This is a genomic window from Streptomyces sp. NRRL F-5630, from assembly GCF_000719475.1.
GTDB lineage: Bacteria > Actinomycetota > Actinomycetes > Streptomycetales > Streptomycetaceae > Streptomyces.
This window is the reverse complement of record NZ_JOGO01000085.1, coordinates 12,254-35,079: the sequence shown is the minus strand read 5'-3', so window position 1 is coordinate 35,079 and position 22,826 is coordinate 12,254. Positions and strand designations below refer to the sequence as shown.

At 72.5% G+C, this 22,826-nt stretch carries 17 protein-coding genes and 1 pseudogene; 8 read left to right on the top strand and 10 right to left on the bottom strand.

Going from position 1 to position 22,826, the window contains the following annotated elements:
• Positions 1-240 precede the first annotated feature (240 nt).
• On the top strand, positions 241-708 hold the full coding sequence (locus IF99_RS0126770; RefSeq protein ID WP_420705724.1) for an RNA-binding S4 domain-containing protein: 468 nt from the start codon (positions 241-243) through the stop codon (positions 706-708).
• 314 nt (positions 709-1,022) lie between these two features.
• On the opposite strand, the pseudogene IF99_RS35220 reads toward IF99_RS0126770, so the two are convergent.
• Together IF99_RS35220 and IF99_RS34170 are read right to left on the bottom strand one after the other, a co-directional pair.
• Positions 1,023-1,365, bottom strand: a pseudogene (locus IF99_RS35220) (hypothetical protein); the annotation flags it as partial.
• 146 nt (positions 1,366-1,511) lie between these two features.
• Complete coding sequence (locus tag IF99_RS34170; protein ID WP_158716665.1) at positions 1,512-1,703, bottom strand: hypothetical protein; 192 nt, start codon at positions 1,701-1,703, stop codon at positions 1,512-1,514.
• Between the two features lie 88 nt (positions 1,704-1,791).
• On the opposite strand from IF99_RS34170, the gene IF99_RS34165 reads away from it, so the two are divergent.
• Complete coding sequence (locus IF99_RS34165; protein ID WP_158716664.1) at positions 1,792-2,064, top strand: hypothetical protein; 273 nt, start codon at positions 1,792-1,794, stop codon at positions 2,062-2,064.
• 72 nt (positions 2,065-2,136) lie between these two features.
• Here IF99_RS34165 and IF99_RS0126760 read toward each other — a convergent pair whose 3' ends face one another.
• A complete protein-coding gene (locus IF99_RS0126760) occupies positions 2,137-2,802 on the bottom strand; it encodes a TetR/AcrR family transcriptional regulator (RefSeq protein ID WP_031000291.1) in 666 nt (221 codons plus the stop codon).
• Between the two features lie 107 nt (positions 2,803-2,909).
• Between IF99_RS0126760 and IF99_RS0126755 the strand changes: the two genes are divergently transcribed.
• Together IF99_RS0126755 and IF99_RS0126750 are read left to right on the top strand one after the other, a co-directional pair.
• Positions 2,910-3,857 (top strand): SDR family NAD(P)-dependent oxidoreductase, encoded by a 948-nt coding sequence (locus tag IF99_RS0126755; protein WP_031000288.1) that lies wholly within the window; start codon positions 2,910-2,912, stop codon positions 3,855-3,857.
• A 644-nt stretch (positions 3,858-4,501) separates the two neighbouring features.
• Positions 4,502-5,884: a VanZ family protein gene (locus IF99_RS0126750; protein ID WP_031000287.1), complete on the top strand. Its 1,383-nt coding sequence runs from the start codon at positions 4,502-4,504 to the stop codon at positions 5,882-5,884.
• Positions 5,885-6,111: 227 nt separating this feature from the next.
• On the opposite strand, the gene IF99_RS0126740 is transcribed toward IF99_RS0126750, so the two are convergent.
• Complete coding sequence (locus IF99_RS0126740; RefSeq protein ID WP_031000285.1) at positions 6,112-6,813, bottom strand: class I SAM-dependent methyltransferase; 702 nt, start codon at positions 6,811-6,813, stop codon at positions 6,112-6,114.
• A 147-nt stretch (positions 6,814-6,960) separates the two neighbouring features.
• On the opposite strand from IF99_RS0126740, the gene IF99_RS0126735 reads away from it, so the two are divergent.
• Positions 6,961-7,278, top strand: a complete 318-nt coding sequence (locus IF99_RS0126735) for a DUF6343 family protein (RefSeq protein WP_031000283.1) — start codon at positions 6,961-6,963, stop codon at positions 7,276-7,278.
• Between the two features lie 119 nt (positions 7,279-7,397).
• On the opposite strand, the gene IF99_RS0126730 is transcribed toward IF99_RS0126735, so the two are convergent.
• From IF99_RS0126730 to rpsA, 4 genes are all read right to left on the bottom strand, one after another.
• Positions 7,398-7,781, bottom strand: coding sequence for a tetratricopeptide repeat protein (locus IF99_RS0126730; RefSeq protein WP_031000281.1), 384 nt, complete (start codon positions 7,779-7,781; stop codon positions 7,398-7,400).
• A 158-nt stretch (positions 7,782-7,939) separates the two neighbouring features.
• Entirely contained in the window at positions 7,940-8,578 is a 639-nt protein-coding gene (gene coaE / locus IF99_RS0126725; RefSeq protein WP_031000279.1) for a dephospho-CoA kinase, read from the bottom strand.
• Positions 8,579-8,705: 127 nt separating this feature from the next.
• Positions 8,706-9,644: a PAC2 family protein gene (locus IF99_RS0126720; RefSeq protein WP_031000277.1), complete on the bottom strand. Its 939-nt coding sequence runs from the start codon at positions 9,642-9,644 to the stop codon at positions 8,706-8,708.
• 448 nt (positions 9,645-10,092) lie between these two features.
• On the bottom strand, positions 10,093-11,610 hold the full coding sequence (gene rpsA / locus IF99_RS0126715) for a 30S ribosomal protein S1 (protein ID WP_031000275.1): 1,518 nt from the start codon (positions 11,608-11,610) through the stop codon (positions 10,093-10,095).
• A gap of 317 nt (positions 11,611-11,927) precedes the next feature.
• Here rpsA and IF99_RS0126710 point away from each other — a divergent pair, with 317 nt between their 5' ends.
• Entirely contained in the window at positions 11,928-12,797 is an 870-nt protein-coding gene (locus tag IF99_RS0126710) for a class I SAM-dependent methyltransferase (protein WP_031000273.1), read from the top strand.
• A 34-nt stretch (positions 12,798-12,831) separates the two neighbouring features.
• On the top strand, positions 12,832-15,324 hold the full coding sequence (gene hrpB / locus IF99_RS0126705) for an ATP-dependent helicase HrpB (RefSeq protein ID WP_031000271.1): 2,493 nt from the start codon (positions 12,832-12,834) through the stop codon (positions 15,322-15,324).
• A 52-nt stretch (positions 15,325-15,376) separates the two neighbouring features.
• Here hrpB and IF99_RS0126700 read toward each other — a convergent pair whose 3' ends face one another.
• Together IF99_RS0126700 and polA are read right to left on the bottom strand one after the other, a co-directional pair.
• The gene (locus tag IF99_RS0126700) at positions 15,377-17,134 is read right to left on the bottom strand and encodes a hypothetical protein (RefSeq protein WP_031000269.1); all 1,758 of its coding nucleotides are present in this window, start codon (positions 17,132-17,134) and stop codon (positions 15,377-15,379) included.
• A 363-nt stretch (positions 17,135-17,497) separates the two neighbouring features.
• The gene (gene polA, locus IF99_RS0126695; RefSeq protein ID WP_031000267.1) at positions 17,498-20,242 is read right to left on the bottom strand and encodes a DNA polymerase I; all 2,745 of its coding nucleotides are present in this window, start codon (positions 20,240-20,242) and stop codon (positions 17,498-17,500) included.
• A 293-nt stretch (positions 20,243-20,535) separates the two neighbouring features.
• On the opposite strand from polA, the gene IF99_RS0126690 reads away from it, so the two are divergent.
• A complete protein-coding gene (locus IF99_RS0126690) occupies positions 20,536-22,824 on the top strand; it encodes an FdhF/YdeP family oxidoreductase (protein WP_031000266.1) in 2,289 nt (762 codons plus the stop codon).
• Positions 22,825-22,826: the final 2 nt, after the last annotated feature.

Below are 22,826 nucleotides of genomic sequence, written 5' to 3'. Positions count from 1 at the left end.
GCGGGTGAGGGGTGGGGCATGGGGGGGAGGGTAGTTTCGCGCGGCTGAGGACAGTCCCCCGCCCTCCCAGGGGGGCGCCCCTGCATCAATTCTTCCAGCACTCCGACGTCTCCCCCCGCCACCCGCCTCAATCTGTGGATAACTTCGCCGAAGTCACAATCCGTCTCACCCGAAAGCGTGGTGACCGTCCGGAGTAGTCCGCTCCTGGCGTACTGCCCCGCCGGCCCGGGCCCGCCGTCGGTGGTGCCGTCTAGGCTCGGGGGCATGGTGAGCGAGGTGGGGACGGAGTCCGGGAGTGTGCGGGTCGATGTGTGGCTGTGGGCGGTGCGGATGGTGAAGACACGGTCGGCGGCGACCGCGTCCTGCCGGGCCGGGCACGTACGGATCAACAACACCCCGGCCAAGGCGGCGGCGGCCGTCCGGGTCGGTGACGAGGTGCGGTTGCGGCACGAGGGGCGCGACCGGGTGCTCGTCGTACGGGGCCTGCTCCGCAAGCGCGTGGGCGCGCCCGTCGCGGTCACGTACTACGAGGACAACAGCCCGCCCCCGCCGCCTCGCGCGGCCGTCGCGTCGGCCGGCGTCAGGGACCGCGGCGCGGGACGGCCCACCAAACGTGACCGGCGTGAGATGGAACGGCTGCGCGGCGCGGGGCTCGGGCTGCCGCAGCCACCGTCGTACGAGTGGGAGAGGGGACGAGAGCGAAGCTGAGGAAACCTGCGAGCGAGGCCCGAGGGGCGGGCGCCAGTAAGGAGCCGGGGCGGCATCCGCTCGGCACCGCCTCGCCGACGGCACGCGGCCCTCGCCATCCCGCACGCGGCATCCGGCACACGACACACGGCACGTCCCGCCCCCCAGCACCCAACCCTTGGTCCTCATGAACGGCCAGCGGAAGATCACGTACTGCAACGGCAGTCCCGGGTGAGGCACCAAGACGGCCGGCACCTGCCTGAGACGCCTACGTCGGTCGACTTTGACCGGTGCCTCATCGGCCTCACAGCCCGCACTTCCACGACACCGCGCGCTCACGACGAGCAGTTCGATGACGGCCAGCACGCCAACACGTCATCTCGATCGATGAGTCGGCGGTAGCAGACGAGTGTGCAGGCGATGCTCGTGAAGGCCGAGCCAGCCCACAGGGCGTTCGCTTGTCCAGCGGTGTCGGCCGAGGCGTTGGCTGGAGTCTGTTCTCTTGCGGGCGATCAATGACGTGACGTGGCGGTTATGCAGCCAACGGCGCAGAAGGGTAGCCGTAGCCCTCGTCGGAGCCTTCCCGGCCGACGCCGCCGCCGACCGCGCCGGGAGCGGATCGGCGAGGGCCTGGCTGCCGAGGAGGTTGAGGTCGGAGACTCCGACGGACAGGAGCAGACGCACCAGAGGGGGCACCGACCCCCGGACGCGTCCCGGTCACGGCCGAGCACTCCGGCCCGGATCATGATGAACACGGAACCGCTTGAGCCAGGTTGAGGCACCCCTCCGGCCACAGCCACCCGGGCGTTGACACCAATGCCCTCTCATCCGGAAGCCACATCACCGACCGCGTCGCTGGCTGTCTCGTACTGCAATACGGACTGCGAACTGATCGACTTGTAAGCCTCACGACCGAACACGTCCTGGTCCACCCAGAGGAGCCGGGCGTCCTCGGTCTGCAACTCGGACGAGACCCGCTCCGGCTTCGGCCGCGGCTGTCGGCATTGCTCCAGCATCTGATCAACGAACGACGCCCGCCGGCCTCCCCGCTCAGGACCCGTGAGACGCCCTGCCTCTCCCCCCGGCCTCCAACCCGACCAGCCCATGGCCTCCAACACTCCGCAGAGACGACTGACTCGCCGAGGCATCCCCAGCGCCAGCAAGGCCCGCAACGGGGCCCCCAGCACCAGCAAGGCCCGCGACGGGGCCCGGCCCGCCCTGGTCGGCGCCGTCCACTGGAAGATGCTCGCCGATCTCCTCGGCCTCGCCGACGGCACAGCCCACACCTGGTACAAGCTCAACGGGGGAGACCGAGCCGGCCATGTCGCCAGCCGGCTCAAAGCCTCCCGAAATCGAGCACCCACCGAGCCCGAGTAGGGGCCAGGTCCGGCGCGCTTGACGGCCGGCTCAAGAGGTACAGAGGTTTCGTCCTGTTCAGTGCAACGCCGGTCAGCGGCGGGGTAGCACGCCCAGGAGGGTTGCGGTCAAGGCCTGCCTCAAGTAGTCCTTCGGATCCAGGTGGAAGCGCTTCAGGTCGGGCTCGGCCTCGTAAGCCGCCTGCAGGCTGGGTGGGGGCGTGCTGTACGCCGACAGCGCGCCGGCCATGAGCAGGGTCTGCAGGCTGAACAGTGCGGCGTTCTCGTCCAGTTCGGGCAGGTGCTTCTGGAGCAGGGCGGTCATCGTTGTCAGGCGGTCCAGGGAGGCGCGCTTATAACGTGCTACGACCTCGACGGAAACGTTGTGCTCCAGGACGCTGCCCTGTGCGCCGAAGAGCTCGCACAGCACCATTCGGCCGGACAGCGAGCGACTGAGGATCTCGGCCATCGCTGCCGCTCGCTCGGACATGGAGAAGTCTTCGTCGATGCCGGCGGCCAACTCCCCTGTCAGTTCCGTCAGCCACTCCTGCAGGAAGCGGTCCAGCAGTTCCAGCAGCACCGCCTCGCGAGACTCGAAGTAGCGCAGCACGTTCGGCTTCGCCAGGCCTACCCGGCGGCTGAGCTCGTTCAGGGTGACCGCGGCCACCGGCATCTCGACGAGCATCGCCGACGCCACGTCGAGGATCGCCCGTCGACGGATCTCCCGCTGCTCTTCGGTTCGCGCCCGCTGGAAAGTCATGCGCTCCAGTCTAGATTAAGTACCTCCGGTACGTTGACAACGTACCGGAGGTACTTTAACGTCGAAGGCACAAGATACCTTCGGTACTTAAAGAGGCGGAGCCCGGCATGAGTGAAAAGTGGACGACGGCGAACATTCCGGACCAGCGTGGGCGGGTGGCCGTGGTGACCGGGGCCAACGCCGGACTGGGGTACGAGACCGCCAAGGCGCTCGCCGAGCACGGGGCGTCCGTGGTGCTCGCCGTGCGCAACACGGAGAAGGGCAAGCAGGCCGCGGCCCGTATGACCGGCGATGTGACCGTGCAGGCGCTGGACCTGACCTCGCTCGACTCCGTGCGGACCGCGGCGGCGGCGCTGCACTCCCGGCTCGACCGGATCGACCTGCTGATCAACAACGCCGGCGTGATGTACACCCCGAAGCAGACGACCGCCGACAGCTTCGAGATGCAGTTCGGCACCAACCACCTCGGCCACTTCGCGCTCACCGGGCTACTGCTGGATCTCATGCTGCCAGTGCCCGGCTCACGCGTGGTGACCGTCAGCAGTACCGGCCACCGCATCCAGGCCGCGATCCACTTCGACGACCTGCACTGGGAGCGGTCCTACAGCCGGGCCGCCGCCTACGGTCAGTCCAAGCTGGCCAACCTGATGTTCACCTACGAACTGCAGCGCCGGCTCGCCGCGCACGGCACCACCGCCGCCGTCGCCGCCCATCCCGGCGTGTCCAACACCGACCTCATCCGCCACACCCCCGCCGCGCTCCGCCTGCCCGTCACCTGGCTCGCGCCGCTGATCAGCCAGACACCGGCCATGGGCGCCCTGCCCACTCTGCGCGCCGCCACCGACCCCGCCGCGCTCGGCGGCCAGTACTACGGCCCCGGCGGACGCAACGAGATCAAGGGCCACCCCCGGCTGGTCACCTCCAGCCCGCAGTCGTACGAGGTGGCCGTCCAGCAGCGACTGTGGGCCGTCTCCGAAGACCTCACCGGCGTGAAGTTCCCCGTCGCCCAGTCCCAGCAGAACTCGCTTCCCTCCGGATCGGCCATCACGATGTAGCTCGCGCCGGCAGGAAACGCCGACCGTCCGACGCTTTGCCGCCCGGCGGTCGGCGCGATCGAGAAGAGCCGCCACCGGAACACGCGGGAGCTGCGTCCGTGTAGCAGTGGGACGGTGAGCATCCGAATGCTCTTCGCCTTCGATACCGAGCGGCGGCCAGGCCGCGTACAGGCACGCAAGGCGGGTCCCGGCCCGCTGGGAAAAGATCTCCGAGCGGGGGCACTGATGAGTGCCAACTGCGGAATCAGTCCTGGCCAAGGACCTCCGTCGGTGCCCCACACCGGTAGCTGTACCGCTGAGGTAACAGGCCGAGGACGGCTCTCTTACCGCTGACCCGCAGAACTCTTCACCGCCGCGACCAGATCACTCGATCCAGCCGACCGCGGCTGGACCCTGCTTGTCCTGCGCGACCGAGCACCCCAGGCCGCCCCCTGGACGGGGTACCAGCAGGCGGCCCAGCCCATGCGAGCAACCCTCACAAATCGTGACAACCTTTGAGGGCATTTGGCACACCTGAGTGTTGCTCTCCGCCAGCACCCCCGGAAACCGCAAGCACTCAAGCCCTCAAGCGCCCACATTCCAGACGAACCAGAAGCTCAAGCATCTATAAACTGCATGTATACCCGTTGCGTATAGTGCCCCGCATGACGTCCGCCTACCTGTTGCCGATGAAGACAGCGGCAGCACTCTTCCCGCTCCTCGCGCTGCTGCTGTTCCTCCCGACAGCGGTCGTTCTGTACCGCCGCCACGGCACCATGCCGCAGTGGCGCGTCCTGTCGCTCCTCGGCTTCCTCTACTACGCGATCACGGCCCTGTGCCTGACGCTCGTACCGCTGCCGACGCGGACGGCGGACATGTGCAAGAGGTTCGCGGCGGTCGCCCACCCGCAATGGGTCCCGGGCAACACCTTCAGCGATATCTGGAAGGAGGCGCACCACACGGTCACACTGAACGCGCTGGTGCTCCACAACCCCGCGGTCAGCGGTGCGGTCCTGAACCTGGCCCTGCTGCTCCCGCTGGGCGTCTTCGTCCGCTGCCACCTGCGGCGCGGCGTCACCGCCGCGATCGCCGCGGGCTTCGGCGCCTCCCTCTTCTTCGAGGTCACGCAGGGCACCGCGCTATGGGGCACCTACCCGTGCCCCTACCGGCTGTTCGACGTCGACGACCTGCTGCTCAACACCGCGGGTGCGCTCCTGGGCTGGTACCTGGCCCGACCGCTGGCCCGGCTGCTGCCGACAGGGGAGACACCGGACGACGCGACGCTGGCCCGTCGGCCCATCACCCTCGGACGGCGCTTGGTGGCACTGCTGGTCGACCTGATCGGGGTCTCGGCCGTCACCGTCCTCGGGGCTGTCGCCATGGCAGAGGATGTGTACAGCGCATTCCGTTCCGTACCCCGTGTGATGGTCGCGGTCTTCGCCGTGTGGTCCGTCGTACTGCCCTGGCTCACCGGGACGACCCCGGGCAAGCGGCTCCTCCTGCTGAAGCTGGCGCCTGTCGAGGGCGAGGGGCGGCCCGCGCTGTGGCGGAGCGCGGTCCGCGCGGTGCTGCTCGGTGTGGTGACCCTCCCGCTGATGGCAACCCTCGTCACCGCGTCGGTGATTCTCCTGAACGGGCCCTCCTGGGTGGTGCACCGGGTCAGGGACGCGACGGCGGTGGACCACCGCATGATCCAGTGGCAGATGATCGACCACTTCCCGCAAGTGCTGCTGATCGTCTTCGTCGCGGTCCTGCTCGGCGGATACGTGGTGATGACCCGGCGGCGGGAGGCGAACCTCTGGGCCCACGAGCGGGCATCCAGGCTGCGCACCGTGGCCCTCACGCGCACCCGCGCCACGACCGGTCCCCGCATCGGTTCCCAGGTCGCTCCCGACGACGAGTACGTGCGTGCCCACCGGGCCCTTGACCCCTGCCCCTCCCCCGGCCAGGAACCGCAACGCGGACAGCCGCAGCGCCTCTCCCGAACTGCTGAGGGCGACCACCTCGCCAGCGCGGCCCCCGGACATGAGCGGCACACCAGCCGGTGACCGACCACGGCCCGCACGTTCTGAGGTTCTCTCCCGGGCTCGGGACTCACCCGCCGCAGGCGAGGGACAGCGTGGTCGCGGTCAGGATCGGAGTCGTGGAGCACGCCCCCCAGCGGCACGCGAAGATCGCCGCCTGCCGCACGGCGGGCACAGGGCACGGCCCGCGAGAACACCGGCACACGCTCCGGATCGCCGTGCGCAGCACCACGAGCACCCGCCCCGGGGGCTCAGGCCGCCACGGCCCGCCACCAGACACCGTCCGTGCTCAGCCGCTCCACCGGGCGCAGCCCCTCCTCCGCGAGCGCCGCCGCGAAGTCCTCGTCGTCCAGGGGGCGCGAGAGGAAGGTCTGCGTCCAGGTCGCGTCGGGGAAGACGTACTCGGCGCGCACCTGGCGGACGCCCTCGGCGTACGGCACCGAGGAGACGATGCGGGTCGTGAAACCCGGCTCGTGGCGCTCGCGCGGGAGGTTGTCGTGGGCGTCCGCGGGCTCGCGCTGGAGCAGGAGGACGCCGCCCTCCGCGAGATGGCGGCGGCAGGTGCGCAGCAGTCCGCGCCGCACCTCCGGGTCCCCGGCGTGGACGAGGAAGGAGGCGAGCAAAACCACGGGGAAGGTCTCCGCGAGGTCCAGCTCCTCGATCGGCGAACACACCGTGCGCGCCCCGCGCACCTCGGCGAGCATCGCCGGCGACTCGTCCACGGCCGTCACGTCGAAGCCGCGCTCCACGAGAGGGTGGGTGACGCGGCCCGCGCCGCAGCCCAGCTCCAGCAGGCGCGCTCCGGGCGGGGCGACCGCGGCGATGACGTCCGGCTCGTCCCGTACCGGGAGCCGCCTGTACAACTCGACCGAGCAGCCGTCCGGGGTCAGGGCGCCCGGCCCGCTCGCCCCGTACCCCGGCCGGTACCCCGTCGTGGTCCTCTCGCCCGCCATGCGCCCGCTCCCTCCCCCGGCGCCGTCTCTTCGCGCGCCGCTCCTGTCCGGGCAACGGCTCGTCGGCGGGTCCGATTCCCCGTTTCCCTTCCTCACCCGAACGAGGTACACCGGAAAGAGAGCCCCTACGAGGGAGCGGTGAAAGTCATGCCTGCTGGAACGCACCATGTGCACCACCACCGGACCTCCGCAGCCGCCGGTGGCCATCTGACCAGGGCGAACACCGAGCCCCCCGGCCGCAGCGGCACGGAACCGCTCACCGCGCGCAGCCCGCTGGGACTGCGGCTCGCGCTCAGTGTGTGGGGCGAGGTGGTGACGATCGCGGCGACCGTGGCCTTCGTCCTCACCGGTCACCCGGGGTGGGCCGCCCTGAGCGCGGCGTTGTGGCTGCTCGTGACGATCGACCTCGTCGTCGTCTCCGTACGGCTGCGCAAGAAACGGCAGCCGCCCTCCCCCTGGCGCTGAGCCGAGCGGCCGAGTCGGCCCCGTCTGACCACCCGACTGCCGACCACTCGCGCCGCCACCCGTACCGACTGCGCAGAGCCCCCCCAGGACCGGCCACTCCCGGCGCCTCGGAGCCCGGCTCAGCCCTGTCCCAGCCCGTCGGCCTCGCCGAACCTGGCCGCCCGCACGTAGTCCGGCCGGGGGTCCAGGGCGGCGGCGAGGCGGAAGTGGCGCTGGGCCGCCTCCGGGCGGTTGGCGCGCTCGAAGGTGCGGGCGAGGGCGAAGTGCGCGAAAGCGTTGTCCGGTTCACGTTCGAGGACGAGGCTGAACTCCAGCTCGGCGCCTCGCAGTTGCGCCCCCGCGAAGAAGGCGCGGGCGCGCAGCAGGCGCGCGGAGGTGTTCTCGGGGTGCGCGGCGATCACGTTGTCGAGCAGCTTGATCGCGCCGCGCGGGTCCTTGGCGGCGAGCAGCTGCTCGGCCGCGCGGTAGTCGATGACGTGGTCCTCGGGGCTGTTCGCGGGCACAGCGGGTCCTCCTCTCCCGGCACGGGCGCAACACGCGAGCGCCCGCGCGTATTCCTCCCCCGTACGGGGTGCGCTCAGTCCCCCCGCCGGGCTCGCCGCTCCGGCGAGCCCGGTCCTCCACCCTCCAGTACGATCCCCACCCGCCAGTGCGTGGGCGCTCAGTCCCCCGCCGGGCGCCGCTCCGGCGACTGCTCGCGCGCACGCCGCTCCAGCGACCGCCACACCTCGCGCACCCGCTCGGCGAGTTCCTCGCGCGTGCCGTCGTTGGGAATCACGAGGTCAGCGGCGGCGAGGCGCTGCTCGCGCGTGGCCTGCGCGGCCATGCGGGCGCGGGCGTCGGCCTCGCTCATGCCGCGGTCGCCGGTCAGGCGGCTCAGTTGCGTCTCGGGGCTCGCGTCGACGACGAGGACGAGGTCGTAGAGGGACTGGAGGCCGCTCTCGACGAGGAGGGGGACGTCGTTGACGACGACCGAGCCGGGCGGGGCCGCCGCCTGGAGGGCCGCGGAGCGGTCCCGTACGAGCGGGTGGACGATGCCGTTGAGCGTGCGCCGCCGTTCCTCGTCGGCGAAGACGAGGGCGCCGAGGCGCGGCCGGTCGAGGCTGCCGTCCGGAGCGAGGATCTCCGTGCCGAAGGCGGCGACGATCGCGGCGAGCCCCTCGGTGCCCGGCTCGACCACCTCGCGGGCGATCCGGTCCGAGTCGATCAGCACGGCGCCGTACGAGGCGAGCAGCCGGGACACCTCGCTCTTGCCCGCGCCGATCCCGCCGGTGAGCCCTACCGAAAGTACCGAGTGCATGAGCGCAGCCTAGATCCTTCCGAGAGGGCGCCCGCGCGCGGCCCGGTACGCTTTCCCCGGCTGCCAGGCGCCCCCGAGCCCTCAGCCGTCCCAGCCCTCGGGTCCCGGCCCTCAAGCGTCCCAGCCCTCAGGCGTCGCCCTCCCGTTCGGCGAGGAACTGCTCGAACTCGCGGCCGATCTCCTCGGCGGTCGGGATGTCGGCGGGCTCGGCGAGCATGTTGCCGCGCGCGAGGGCTCCGGCCGCGGCGTCGTACTGGTGCTCCAAACCCTGGACGAGGGCGACGAGTTCCTCGTCGCCCTCGCGGACCTGCCGCTCGATCTCGGTCTGGGTGCGGTGGGCGTCGTTGCGCAGGGAGTGGACGAGCCCCGGGAGCACGAGCCCGGTCGCGGCGGTGAAGGCTTCGAGCGCGGTGAGCGCGGCGTCCGGGTACGCGGAGCGGGCGAGGTAGTGCGGCACGTGCGCGGCGATGCCGAGAATGTCGTGCCCCGCCTGGCCGAGGCGGTACTGCACGACGGCGCCCGCGGAGCCGGGGACCTGGGCCTGGTCGAAGGGGCTCGTGTGGCCCGGGACGAGGTCGCTGCGGTTGCCGTGCGGGGTGAGGCCGACGGGGCGGGTGTGCGGGACGCCCATGGGGATGCCGTAGATGTCGGCGACGAGGCGGACGCCGAGGCGCTCGACGATCTGGCCGACGGCCGCGGCGAACCTCTCCCACTCGACGTCCGGCTCGGGGCCGCTGAGCAGCAGGAACGGGGCGCCGGTGGCGTCCTGGACGAGGTGGACCTCGATGGCCGGTTCCTCGTAGTCCGTCCAGCGGTCGCGGCGGAAGGTGAGCAGCGGCCTGCGGGCCCGGTAGTCGACGAGGCGGTCGTGGTCGAAGCGGGCGACGACCTGGTGCGGGAGGGTGTCGAGCATCCGCTCCACGATCTGCTCACCGGTCTCCCCGGCGTCGATGTAGCCGTCGAAGTGGCACAGCATGACGAGCCCGGCGGACTCCTGGGCCAGCGCGGTGTCGACCACCGCCAGGCCCTTCGGCACCCATGAGTACAAATCCTGCGGATCAAGCACGGTATGGCCCTCCGGTCCTCTCTTACTCCGTGGACGAGAACGCCGAGGGGCGCGCGGATCATTCCCCGCGCCGCCTCCTTGTTCACACTTGATCACATCCGGCCGGAATCCCGGCGCGAGGGGACCACTCCGGGGCCGCTCGTCGACGTAGGCCCTGGGCCACCTCGCGCACCGAGGAGAACGCGCCGTGCCGCACCGGGCGTCGGGGGCCGTGCCGATCGCCCGCGAAGTACCTGCGCTCGCAGGCTCGTTGAGCGGCACGAGACCGGCCGCGCGTGGGGCCGGCGAGGTAGCCGCGCCGTTCGCTGTTCGTGGAGGCGCGGTCGGCGCGCCTGCATCTTCCCCGTGTCACGGGTACGACGAAGTCCCGGCCCCACCGGAAGGGGACCGGGACTTCGTACTGCTACTGCCTACCGTTCGCGGCAGTCACCCCGCCGCGAAGCGGAATTCAGCTCTGGCCGCCGGCCAGCTTCTCGCGCAGGGCCGCGAGCGCCTCGTCCGAGGCGAGGGCGCCCGAGTTGTCACCGGTGTCCGAGGAGTACGAACCGCCGGCGCTGCTGCTGCCACCACCGCTGGCACCCGCGGCGACCGGAGTCGCCTCGGTGCCCTCGGCGGCGGCCTGCTCGTCGGCCTCGCGGGACTTGATGACCTGGGCCTGGTGCTGCTCGAAGCGGGTCTGGGCCTCTGCGTACTGGCCCTCCCACTCCTCGCGCTGCTTCTCGTACCCCTCGAGCCAGTCGTTGGTCTCGGGGTCGAAGCCCTCGGGGTAGATGTAGTTGCCCTGGTCGTCGTAGGACGCGGCCATGCCGTACAGGGTCGGGTCGAACTCGACCGAGGCCGGGTCGGCGCCGAAGGCCTCGTTGGCCTGCTTCAGCGAGAGGCTGATGCGGCGGCGCTCCAGGTCGATGTCGATGACCTTGACGAAGATCTCGTCGTTGACCTGGACGACCTGCTCCGGGATCTCCACGTGGCGCTCGGCCAGCTCGGAGATGTGGACCAGGCCCTCGATGCCCTCGTCGACGCGGACGAACGCGCCGAAGGGAACGAGCTTGGTGACCTTGCCGGGGACGACCTGACCGATCTGGTGCGTCCGGGCGAACTGCTGCCACGGGTCTTCCTGCGTCGCCTTGAGCGACAGGGAGACACGCTCGCGGTCCATGTCCACGTCGAGGACCTCGACGGTGACCTCCTGGCCGACCTCGACAACCTCGGAGGGGTGGTCGATGTGCTTCCAGGACAGCTCGGAGACGTGCACGAGACCGTCCACGCCACCCAGGTCCACGAAGGCACCGAAGTTGACGATGGAGGAGACGACGCCGGAGCGGACCTGACCCTTCTGGAGGGTCGTGAGGAAGGTCTGGCGCACCTCGGACTGGGTCTGCTCCAGCCAGGCACGGCGGGACAGGACCACGTTGTTGCGGTTCTTGTCCAGCTCGATGATCTTCGCCTCGAGCTCCTTGCCCACGTAGGGCTGGAGGTCGCGGACGCGGCGCATCTCGACCAGGGAGGCCGGGAGGAAGCCGCGGAGGCCGATGTCGAGGATGAGACCACCCTTGACGACCTCGATGACGGTACCGGTGACGATGCCGTCCTCTTCCTTGATCTTCTCGATCGTGCCCCAGGCGCGCTCGTACTGCGCGCGCTTCTTGGACAGGATGAGCCGACCTTCCTTGTCCTCCTTCTGGAGAACAAGGGCCTCGATCTCGTCGCCGACCTTGACGACCTCGTTGGGGTCGACGTCGTGCTTGATCGAAAGCTCGCGGGAGGGGATGACGCCTTCGGTCTTGTAACCGATGTCGAGCAGGACCTCGTCCCGGTCGACCTTCACGATGACGCCGTCGACGATGTCGCCGTCGTTGAAGTACTTGATCGTCTCGTCGATCGCGGCGAGGAAGGCTTCCTCGTTACCGATGTCGTTGACCGCTACCTGCGGGGTGGTGGCGGTGGTCTCGGTGCTGCTCGTCATGTGGGTAAGGGCTCCGGTACGGACATTGAAGTCGTAGGCACTGCTCGCGCTGGAGCCCATTTCGCACCGTGGAGCCCGAGCGGCACGGGGCCGCCGCACCCAGGGGCCGGCCGCCTCGAACCGCGAGACAAACAACAGATGCGAGCACCGCCTGCTAGGTCTGAGGAGCGCAGGCTCGCAGCGCAACTTGTAGCATACGGGGGCAGCCGGACAGGGTCAATGCGCGAAGGCGCCCACCCGAGGGCGATCCCCGCATTCCCGGCACCCGGCGCCCCCTTGGGGACGCGGCGGCGACGGCTGGAGCGAACAGTACGACGATGGAGCACATCATCCAAGCCCCCGAGAGCCCCTTCGACCCGGCAGGCGAGGCCGCCGGGGACGAGACCGTCACCGCCACGCGGCGTGCCGCGAGCGTCACCGAGAGCAGCCGCGCCAACCGCGGCTGGTGGAACGGCAACGCGGACGAGTACCAGGCCGAGCACGGCACCTTCCTCGGCGACGACCGCTTCGTCTGGGGCCCCGAGGGGCTCGACGAGGTCGAGGCGCAACTCCTCGGCCCCGCGGAGGAACTCGCGGGCAAGGATGTCCTGGAGATCGGCGCGGGCGCGGCCCAGTGCTCGCGGTGGCTCGTCGCGCAGGGGGCACGTCCCGTCGCGCTCGACCTCGCGCACCGTCAGCTCCAGCACGCGCTGCGCATCGCCGAGGAGCACTCCGCGCGCTTCCCGCTCGTCGAGGCGGACGCGAGCGCGCTGCCCTTCGCCGGCTCCTCCTTCGACCTCGTCTGTTCCGCGTACGGGGCGCTGCCGTTCGTCGCCGATCCGGTGCGGGTGCTGCGCGAGGTGCGGCGCGTGCTGCGGCCCGGCGGGCGCTTCGTCTTCTCGGTGACCCACCCGATGCGCTGGGCCTTCCCCGACGAGCCGGGCCCGGAGGGGCTGAGCGTCTCGGGCTCGTACTTCGACCGCACTCCCTATGTGGAGGAGGACGAGGAGGGTGAGGCGGTGTACGTCGAGCACCACCGCACGGTCGGGGACCGCGTCCGCGACGTCGTGCGCGCGGGCCTGCGGCTCGTGGACCTCGTCGAGCCGGAGTGGCCGGAGTGGAACACGCAGGAGTGGGGCGGCTGGTCCCCGCTGCGCGGGCATCTCATCCCGGGCACGGCGATCTTCGTGTGCGAGAAGGACGCCTGAGGGGCGCCCCGTCACCGCTGCGAGACTTGGCCCCGTGATCCGTACCGCCGCGCTCGACGCCCTGCCCGTCCGCACCGCCCTGCCCGCCCTCGCCACCGCGCTGTACGGGCCGGGGGCGGGCGGTACGGCGGTGCTCACCGCGCCCCCGGGCAGTGGCAAGACGACGCTCGTGCCGCTCGCGCTGGCGGGGCTGCTCGGGGACGGGGCGCCCGGGCGCCGGGTGCTCGTCGCGGAGCCGCGCAGGATCGCGGTACGGGCGGCGGCGCGGCGCATGGCGTGGCTGCTCGGCGAGGAGGTGGGCGAGCACGTCGGCTTCCGCGTGCGCGGCGAGCAACGCACCGGGCCCCGTACCCGCGTCGAAGTCGTGACGACCGGTGTCCTGTTGCAGCGTCTCCAGCGCGATCAGGAACTCGCGGGCGTGGACGTCGTGGTCCTCGACGAGTGCCACGAGCGGCACCTCGACGCGGACACGGCGACGGCCTTCCTCCTCGATGTGCGGGCGGCGCTGCGGCCCGGGTTGCGGCTGCTCGCCGCCTCGGCGACGACGGACGCGGAGGGCTGGGCCCGGCTGCTCGACGACGCGCCCGTCGTGCGCGCGGAGGGGGTCTCGTACCCCGTCGAGACGGTGTGGGCGCCGCCGCGGCGGCCCTTCCGGCCGCCGCACGGGCTGCGCGTGGACCCCGCACAGCTCCAGCACGTGGCCGCCGTGGTGCGGCGGGCGCTCGCGGAGCGGAGCGGCGACGTGCTGTGCTTCCTGCCGGGGGTCGGCGAGATCGCGAAGGTCGCGGGGCTGCTCGCCGGGGAGCCGGGGCTCGACGTGCTCCAGGTGCACGGGCGCGCTCCGGCCGAGACGCAGGACGCGGTGCTCGCCGGGCCCGGTGAACGGCGCAGGGTCGTGCTCGCGACCTCGGTCGCGGAGTCCTCGCTGACCGTGCCGGGGGTGCGGGTCGTCGTGGACGCGGGGCTCGCGCGGGAGCCGCGCGTCGACCACGCGCGCGGGCTCGCGGCGCTCACGACCGTACGGGCCTCGCTGGCCGCCGCGGCGCAGCGGGCGGGCCGTGCCGGGCGGGAGGCGCCGGGGACGGCGTACCGCTGCTGGGACCGGGCCGAGGAGCACCGCCTGGCGGCCTTCCCCGCGCCGGAGATCGCCGTCGCCGACCTGACGTCCTTCGCGCTCCAGGCGGCGTGCTGGGGCGATCCGGACGCGTCCTCGCTGGCGCTCCTCGATCCGCCGCCCGCGGGCGCGCTCGCGGCGGCGCGCGCGGTGCTCACGGCGCTCGGCGCGACGGGCGCGGACGGGAGGGCGACGGCGCGCGGGGAGCGGCTCGCCCGGCTCGGGCTGCACCCGCGCCTGGGGCGCGCGCTGCTCGACGGCGCGGGCGAGGTCGGGGGGCGGCTCGCCGCGGAGTTCGTGGCGCTGCTGAGCGAGGAGCCGCCGCGCGCGTACGGGGACGACCTGGCGCTCGTGCTGCGGCGGGCCCGGCAGGGCGGCGACGGCTACGGGGGCCGGTGGCGGCAGGAGGTGCGGCGGCTGCGCGGGGCGTTGCGGCAGGCGGGCGCGGACCCGGGGGACACCGTGCCCGCGCTCGGCGAGGACGCGGCGGCCGGTGTCGTGACGGCGCTCGCGCACCCGGAGCGTGTCGCGCGGGCGCGCGGCGGCGGCTTCCTCATGGTCTCGGGGACGGGCGCGGAGCCGGAGCGGGACTCGCGGCTGCGCGAGGCCGCGTGGCTCGCGGTCGCCGTCGCCGACCGTCCGGCGGGCGCGGCCTCGGCGCGCGTACGGCTCGCGGCGGCGATCGACGAGCGGACGGCCCGCGAGGCCGCCGCGCCCTTGTTCGCGGAGGGGCAGGAGGTGCGCTGGGCGGACGGGGACGTACGGGCCCGGGAGGTGAGCCGTCTCGGCGCGGTCGTGCTGCGGGAGCGGAATCTCACGCGGCCCGAACCCGCGCGCGTGCGGGCCGCGTTGCTCGAAGGGCTCGCGGAGACGGGGCTCGGGCTCCTGGAGTGGACGCGGGGAGCGCGGGAGTTGCGGGCGCGGATGGCGTTCCTGCACGGGGTGCTCGGTGAGCCGTGGCCGGACGTGGCGGACGCGGCGCTCCTCGCGCGGGCGGACGACTGGCTGGAGCCGGAGTTGTCGCGGGCGCGGCGGCGCGCCGATCTGGCGCGGGTGCGGGTCGCCGAGGCGTTGCGGAGGCTGCTGCCCTGGGCCTCGGGCCAGGCGGGGCGGTTCGCGGAACTCGCGCCGGAGTCCGTGGAGTTGCCCAACGGGCGGCGGGTGCGGCTCGCCTATCCGGAAAACGGGGCCGGGGAGCCGCCGGTGCTCGCGGCGCGGGTGCAGCAGTTGTTCGGGCTGCGGCAAACGCCGCGCGTGGCGGGGGTGCCGGTGGTGGTGCACCTGTTGTCCCCGGCGGGACGGCCGGCGGCGGTGACCTCGGACCTGGAGTCCTTCTGGGAGCAGGGCTACCGAGCCGTGCGGGCGGACCTGCGCGGCCGGTACCCGAAGCACGCCTGGCCGGAGCGGCCCTGAGGTGGTCCCGCGCGGGTCGCGGCTCGCGACGGGACCACCGTCCGGACGTGTCTCAGGCGGCCGGGCTCTCGCCCCCCGTGCCGGGCTCCGGGGTCTCCGAGCCGCCCTCGCCGGGTTCCGCGGGCTCCGGGTCCGTCACCGTCAGCGCGATGTCGGCCGTGGCCTTGCCCGCCGTGAACCGCAGGACGTAGGTGCCCGGCTGGTCCCCCGCGTGGAGGTTGGGCAGGTGGAGGACGCCGTCCTTGTCGCTCACGAGGGTGAGGGTGCGGGTCTTCTCCTGCTCGGCGTCGCTGACGTACGGGCCGGTGTTCTCGGCGAGTTCCTCGCCGTCCTTGTCGAGGACGGTGACCGTTGTGCGGACGCCCGCGACGGTCTTCCCGTCGAGGCTCGCCTCCAGGTCGGGGCTCTTCTCGAAGGTTTCGCCCGCCTTCGCCTCGTACGTGGCCTTGTCGTCCACCGGCTTCAGAGTGTCGGCGGCGGGTTCGGTGACCGTGGCCGCGAAGTCGACGGGGCCCGGCTTGCCGGAGGCGAGGCTCGCGCGGACGGTGAACGTGCCGGCGGTCTTGCCCGCGGTGAGGGTCGGGGCCGTCGCCGTGCCCTTCGCGTTGGTCGTGACGACGACGCTCTTCGCGCCGGAGAAGCGGGCGTCGGTGGCGCCGACGAGGCCGAAGGTGACCTTCAGCCCGGCCACGGGCTTGCCCTCGTGGTCGAGGGCGCGCACGGCGGGCCGCACGTCGAAGTCGAGCCCGGTGAGCGTCGCGAGCGTCGCGGGGCCGGTCTTCGTCAGGGTCGTGACGCGCTCGGCGGGGGGCTTCGGCGTGGTGGGCGGCTTCGTGGAGGGTGTGCCCGGGTCCTTGGGCGGCTTCGTCGCGGGGGGCGTGGAGTGGTGCGGCGGCGTGGGCGAGGTGCTGTGCCGGGGCGGCGTGGGGCGCACAGAGGGCGGGGTCGACGGCGGGGCCGAAGAGCTGGGCGCGGACGGGTGGTGGGGGCGGCCGGGCAGGGGCCCGGTGCCGTCGGGGACCTCGTGGGCTCCGTCGCGGTAGAAGTCGTACCAGGTCAGGACCGTCGCGAGGTACTCCGAGGAGTGGTTGTAGCTGAGGATCGCGGCGCGCATGCCGTCGCTCGTCGCGAGATCGCGGCCGTCTCCGCACAGGTAGTAGCCGGCGGCGAGGGCGGCGTCGTAGACGTTGTTCGGGTCCTCGATGCCGTCGCCGTTGCCGTCCCGTCCCGCTCCGGCCCAGGTGGAGGGGATGAACTGCATGGGCCCGACGGCGCGGTCGTGCGTCGTGTCGCCGTCGTAGCGTCCGTGGTCGGTGTCCTTGATGAGCGCGAAGCCCTGCCCGTTGAGCTGCGGGCCGAGGATCTTGCCGATCGTGGTGCCGTCCGCGTCGACCTTCCCGCCGCGCGCGTGGCCCGACTCGACGTGGCCGATCGCGGCGAGGAGTTCCCACGGGAGCTTGCACTCGCCGCGCGTGCGGGCGAGTTCCGCCTCGGCCTTCTTGTACGCGGCGAGCACGGTGGCGGGGATACCGGCCTGCGCCTCGGCGGCGGCGTTGTCGCCGGGCTTCCGGGTGCCCGGCAGGTCGTGCGAGGACTGGGGGTCGCCGGGGCGGATCGGGGGCAGGTCCGTGTAGTAGTGGTCGTCGCTCGGCGGGAGCCGGTCGCCCGCCTCGGCCGAGTGGCCCGTGCCGCCGGGCAGGTCCTTGACCGCGCCGGGCGCCTGTGAACCGGCGAGCGCCGCCATCACCGCCGCCGTCACCGCCGTCGCCGCGGCCCCCTTGCGCAGCCTTATCCCGAATTGCGCCGCCATCCCGGTCCGCCCCTCCCGACCCCCGCCTGCCACGCGCGCAGGCGTGTTGACCCAGGTGACACTACGACAACTTCCCGCACCAAGGCAGACGCGGGTGACCGGCTTTCACCACTTGGCCATAACTCGCCCCCGCCGCTTCGCCCCTCGTTCAGTTGGCGCGGAGACGAGGTGAACGCCCGGACGCGGGAGTACGGGTGGGGTCGCGCGGTGCGGAGGCACGGGCGGGGTCGCGTGGTGCGGCGACGCGGGGACGCGAGTGAGGACACGCCCCGGAACGCCCCGCACCCGCTGCCGCCTTGGCCGCCGCCGCGAATCGTCCCGGTGCCGACTCCCCCGCCGCCCTGGCCCCCGTGCCCCTCGTCGTCAGTGCGCCGCCGCCTCCCAGTTCGGCCCGACACCGACCGAGACCGTGAGCGGGGCGCGGAGCTGGGCCGCCGCGGCCATCTCGCGGCGCAGGATCTCCTCGACCGGCTCGCGTTCGCCCGGGGCGAGTTCCAGGACGATTTCGTCGTGGACCTGGAGCAGTGTCCTCGAGGTCAGCTCCGCCTCGCGCAGCGCGCGGTCCACGCCCAGCATCGCGATCTTCACGATGTCGGCGGCCGTGCCCTGGATCGGCGCGTTGAGCGCCATGCGCTCGGCGGCCTCGCGGCGCTGCCTGTTGTCGCTGTTGAGGTCGGGCAGGTAGCGGCGGCGGCCGAGCATCGTGGCCGTGTAGCCGGTGGCGCGCGCCTCCTCGACGACACGGTGCAGGTAGTCGCGCACCCCGCCGAAGCGCTCGAAGTACGTGTCCATGAGGGCGCGTGCCTCGCCGGGGTCGATGGCGAGCTGCTGCGAGAGGCCGAAGGCGGACAGGCCGTAGGCGAGGCCGTACGACATGGCCTTGATCTTGCGCCGCATCTCGGCGTCGACGGCGGCCGGTTCGACGTTGAAGACGTACCCGGCGACCGTGCGGTGCAGGTCCTCGCCCGAGGTGAACGCGGCGATGAGCCCCTCGTCCTCCGACAGGTGCGCCATGACCCGCAGCTCGATCTGGCTGTAGTCGGCGGTCATGAGGGCCTCGTAGCCCTCGCCGACGACGAAGCCGCGGCGGATCGCGCGGCCCTCGTCGGTGCGCACGGGGATGTTCTGGAGGTTCGGGTCCGTCGAGGAGAGCCGGCCCGTGGCCGCGACGGTCTGGTTGAACGTCGTGTGGATGCGGCCGTCGGGGGCGATCGACTTGATGAGCCCCTCGACCGTGCTCCGCAGCTTCGCCTGCTCGCGGTGGCGCAGCATGATGACCGGCAGCTCGTGCTCCGTCTGCCCGGCGAGCCAGGCGAGCGAGTCGGCGTCCGTCGTGTAACCGGTCTTGGTCTTGCGGGTCTTCGGCAGGTTCAGCTCGCCGAAGAGGACTTCCTGGAGCTGCTTGGGCGAGCCGAGGTTGAACTCGTGCCCGACCGCCGCGTGCGCCTCGCGCACCGCCTGCTCGACCGCGCCCGCGAACTGCCGCTCCATCTCCTCCAGGTGCTCGCGGTCCGCCGCGATCCCGGCCCGCTCCATCCGCGCGAGGAGCGCCGAGGTGGGCAGCTCGATGTCGGTGAGCAGCCCTTCCGCGCCGACCTCGGGCAGGCGCGCGCCGAGCGCTGTGCCGAGGTCGAGGATCGTGCGGGCCTCGACCATGAGCGTGCGCGCCTGGGTCTCGTCGTCGGCGCCGAAGGCGAGCTGCCCGTCCGACTCCTGGGCGGGGACCAGTTCGCGGCCCAGGTACTCCAGGGAGAGGGCGTCGAGCGCGAAGGTGCGGCGGCCCGGCTTGACGAGGTACGCGCCGAGCGCCGTGTCCATCGAGACACCCGCGACGCGCATGCCGTGCTCGCCGAAGACGCGCATCAGGCCCTTCGCGTCGTGCATGACCTTGGGCCGCTCCGGGTCGCCGAGCCAGTCGGCGAAGGCGCGCTCGTCGTCCTCGTCGAGCGCCGAGGGCTCGAACCAGGCGGCGGCCCCGCCCGCGGCGGCGAGCCCGACCTCGGCGACCTCGCCCGCGCCGAGCTTCCACGTGTCGACCGTGGCCACGCCGAGCACCGCGTTGCCGTGCTCCTCCAGCCAGGGAGCGAGCTTCCCGTTCGCCGGGACGAGCGTCGCGTCCAGCGCCACGTCCTCCGTGACGGGCTCCTGCTCCTGCTCGGCGCCCGGGTCGACGGCGAGCAGCCGTTCGCGCAGCGAGGGGTTGCGGATCTCCAGGGTGTCGAGGAGGACGGCGAGCTGCTTGCGGTCGTACGGGGCGCGCTCCAGGTCCTCGGGGCCCTTGTCGAGGGGCACGTCCCTGACCATCTCGGTGAGCCGCCGGTTGAGCTTCACGGCCTCCAGGTGGTCCCGGAAGTTCTGCCCCGCCTTGCCCTTGACCTCCTCGGCGCGCTCGACGAGCTCGGCGAAGGAGCCGAACTGCGTGATCCACTTCGCCGCCGTCTTCTCGCCGACGCCGGGGATGCCGGGCAGGTTGTCGGAGGGGTCGCCGCGCAGCGCCGCGAAGTCCGGGTACTGGGCGGGGGTGAGCCCGTACCGTTCCTCGACCTTCTCGGGCGTGTAGCGGGTCAGCTCGGAGACGCCCTTCGTGGGGTAGAGCACGGTCGTGTGCTCCGAGACGAGCTGGAAGGAGTCCCGGTCGCCGGTGACGATGAGGACGTCGAAGCCGGCCGCCTCCGCCCGCGTGGCCAGCGTCGCGATGATGTCGTCCGCCTCGAAGCCCTCGACGGCGAAGCGGTCCGCGTGCATCGTGTCGAGCAGTTCGCCGATCAGCTCGACCTGCCCGCGGAACTCGTCGGGGGTCTTCGCCCTGTTCGCCTTGTACTCGGTGAACTCCTCGGCCCGCCATGTCTTGCGCGAGACGTCGAAGGCGACCGCGAAGTGCGTGGGCTGCTCGTCGCGCAGCGTGTTCGCGAGCATCGAGGCGAATCCGTAGATCGCGTTCGTCGGCTGCCCGGTGGACGTCGTGAAATTCTCCGCGGGCAGCGCGAAGAACGCCCGGTACGCCAGGGAGTGCCCGTCCATGAGCATGAGCCGGGGACGGCCGCCACCCCCCTTGGCGGGGCTCTGCTCGGCGGTCGCGGACTTCTTCTTCGCTGCTGTCTGTGCCACGCCCCCGATCCTGCCACGGAGCACTGACAGCGCGGACCGCGCGACGCGGACGGCCGGGGGGTCCGGGGGCACCGCCGGACGCTCCCGGACGGCGTCCCGCGCCCGTGCCACGGCGCGCACCGGCCCCGCGCCCCCGCGCGCACCGCCCCGCGCCACCATGCGAACCGGTCCCCCGCCCCCGCGCGCCCCGCGCGTCCCGGCCCCCGCACCCGCGAAAGCCCCGCCCCGGAACCGTCCCGCCCCGCGTCGCCGTGCGAGGATCGAGACGGTACGTACGAGCAGCGGAGGGACCCATGGCGACGAAGCCGCCCGCGAGCGATCCGGCCCAGGACGCACCGCGCGTCACCGCCCCCCAGCACGCCGCGGCCGGGCTGCCCGCCGTCGGGCACTCGCTGCGCGTCGCGCAGCGGCAGATGGGGGTCAGGCGCACGGCGCTCACACTGCTGCGGGTCAACCAGAAGGACGGCTTCGACTGCCCGGGCTGCGCGTGGCCCGAGGGCGACAAGCGGCACACCGCCGAGTTCTGCGAGAACGGCGCGAAGGCCGTCGCCGAGGAGGCGACGCTGCGCCGCGTGGGCCCGGACTTCTTCGCCGCCCACTCCGTCGCCGACCTCGCCGGGCGCAGCGGGTACTGGCTCGGCCAGCAGGGCCGTCTCACCCAGCCCATGCACCTCGCCGAGGGCGCCACGCACTACACGCCCGTGAGCTGGGACGAGGCCTTCCGCGTCATCGCCGAGGAGCTGACCGCGCTCGGCTCGCCCGACGAGGCCGTCTTCTACACCTCGGGCCGCACGAGCAACGAGGCCGCGTTCCTCTACCAGCTCTTCGCCCGCGAGTTCGGCACGAACAACCTGCCCGACTGCTCCAACATGTGCCACGAGTCGAGCGGTTCCGCGCTCTCGGAGACGATCGGCGTCGGCAAGGGCAGCGTCTCGCTCGAAGACCTCCACCGGGCCGATCTGATCATCGTCGCGGGCCAGAACCCGGGCACCAACCACCCCCGGATGCTCTCCGCGCTGGAGAAGGCGAAGGCCGGTGGCGCGAAGATCATCAGCGTCAACCCGCTGCCCGAAGCCGGACTCGAACGGTTCAAGAACCCGCAGACACCCAAGGGCCTCACGAGCGGCACCGCGCTCACCGACCTCTTCCTCCAGGTCCGCATCGGCGGCGACCAGGCCCTCTTCCGGCTCCTCAACAAGCTGATCCTGGAGACCGGGGGCGCGCTCGACGAGTCCTTCATCGCTGAGCACACCCACGGCTTCGAGGACTTCGCGAAGGCCGCGCGCGACGCCGACTGGGAGGAGACCCTCGCGGCGACGGGCCTGGGCCATGCCGATGTCGAGGCGGCGCTGCGCCTCGTCCTCGCCTCCGAACGCACCATCGTGTGCTGGGCGATGGGCCTCACGCAGCACAAGCACTCGGTGCCCACGATCCGCGAGATCGTCAACTTCCTGCTGCTGCGCGGGAACATCGGCCGTCCCGGCGCGGGCGTCTGCCCCGTGCGCGGCCACTCCAACGTGCAGGGCGACCGCACCATGGGCATCTTCGAACGCCCCGCGCCCGCCTTCCTCGACGCCCTGGAGCGCGAGTTCGGCTTCGCGCCGCCCCGTGCGCACGGCTACGACGTCGTCCGCGCCATCCGCGCGCTGCGCGACGGGAAGGCGAAGGTCTTCCTCGCGATGGGCGGGAACTTCGTCGCCGCGTCGCCGGACACCGAGGTCACCGAGGCCGCGATGCGCCGTGCCCGCCTCACCGTGCACGTCTCCACGAAGCTCAACCGCTCCCACGTCGTCACCGGGGCCCGCGCGCTGATCCTCCCCACGCTCGGCCGCACGGAGCGCGATGTCCAGGCGGGCGGCGAGCAGTTCGTCACGGTCGAGGACTCCATGGGCATGGTCCACGCCTCGCGCGGACGCCTCGCCCCCGCGAGCCCCACGCTGCTCTCCGAGCCCGCGATCGTGGCCCGTCTCGCCCGCGCCGTGCTCCCCGCGTCTCCGCTGCCCTGGGAGGAGTTCGCCGCCGACTACGGGCGCGTACGCGACAGCGTCGCCCGCGTGGTCCCCGGCTTCGAGGACTTCAACGCGCGCGTCGCCCACCCCGGCGGCTTCGCCCTCCCGCACGCCCCGCGCGACGAGCGCCGCTTCCCCACCGCCACGGGCAAGGCCAACTTCACCGCCGCGCCCGTCGAGTTCCCGCACCTGCCGGCCGGGCGGCTCCTGCTCCAGACGCTGCGCTCGCACGACCAGTACAACACCACGATCTACGGGCTCGACGACCGCTACCGCGGCATCACCAACGGCCGCCGCGTCGTCCTCGTCCACCCCGAGGACGCGACCGCGCTCGGGTACGAGGACGGGGCGTACGTGGACCTCGTCAGCGAGTGGCGGGACGGCAGCGAGCGCCGCGCGCCGCGCTTCCGCGTCGTGCACTACCCGACCGCGCGCGGCTGCGCCGCCGCCTACTATCCCGAGACCAACGTCCTCGTCCCGCTCGACGCGACCGCCGACACGAGCAACACGCCCGCGTCCAAGTCCCTCGTCGTGCGCCTCGAACCGGCCGGCGCGCAGGCGCCCGCCGACTGAGC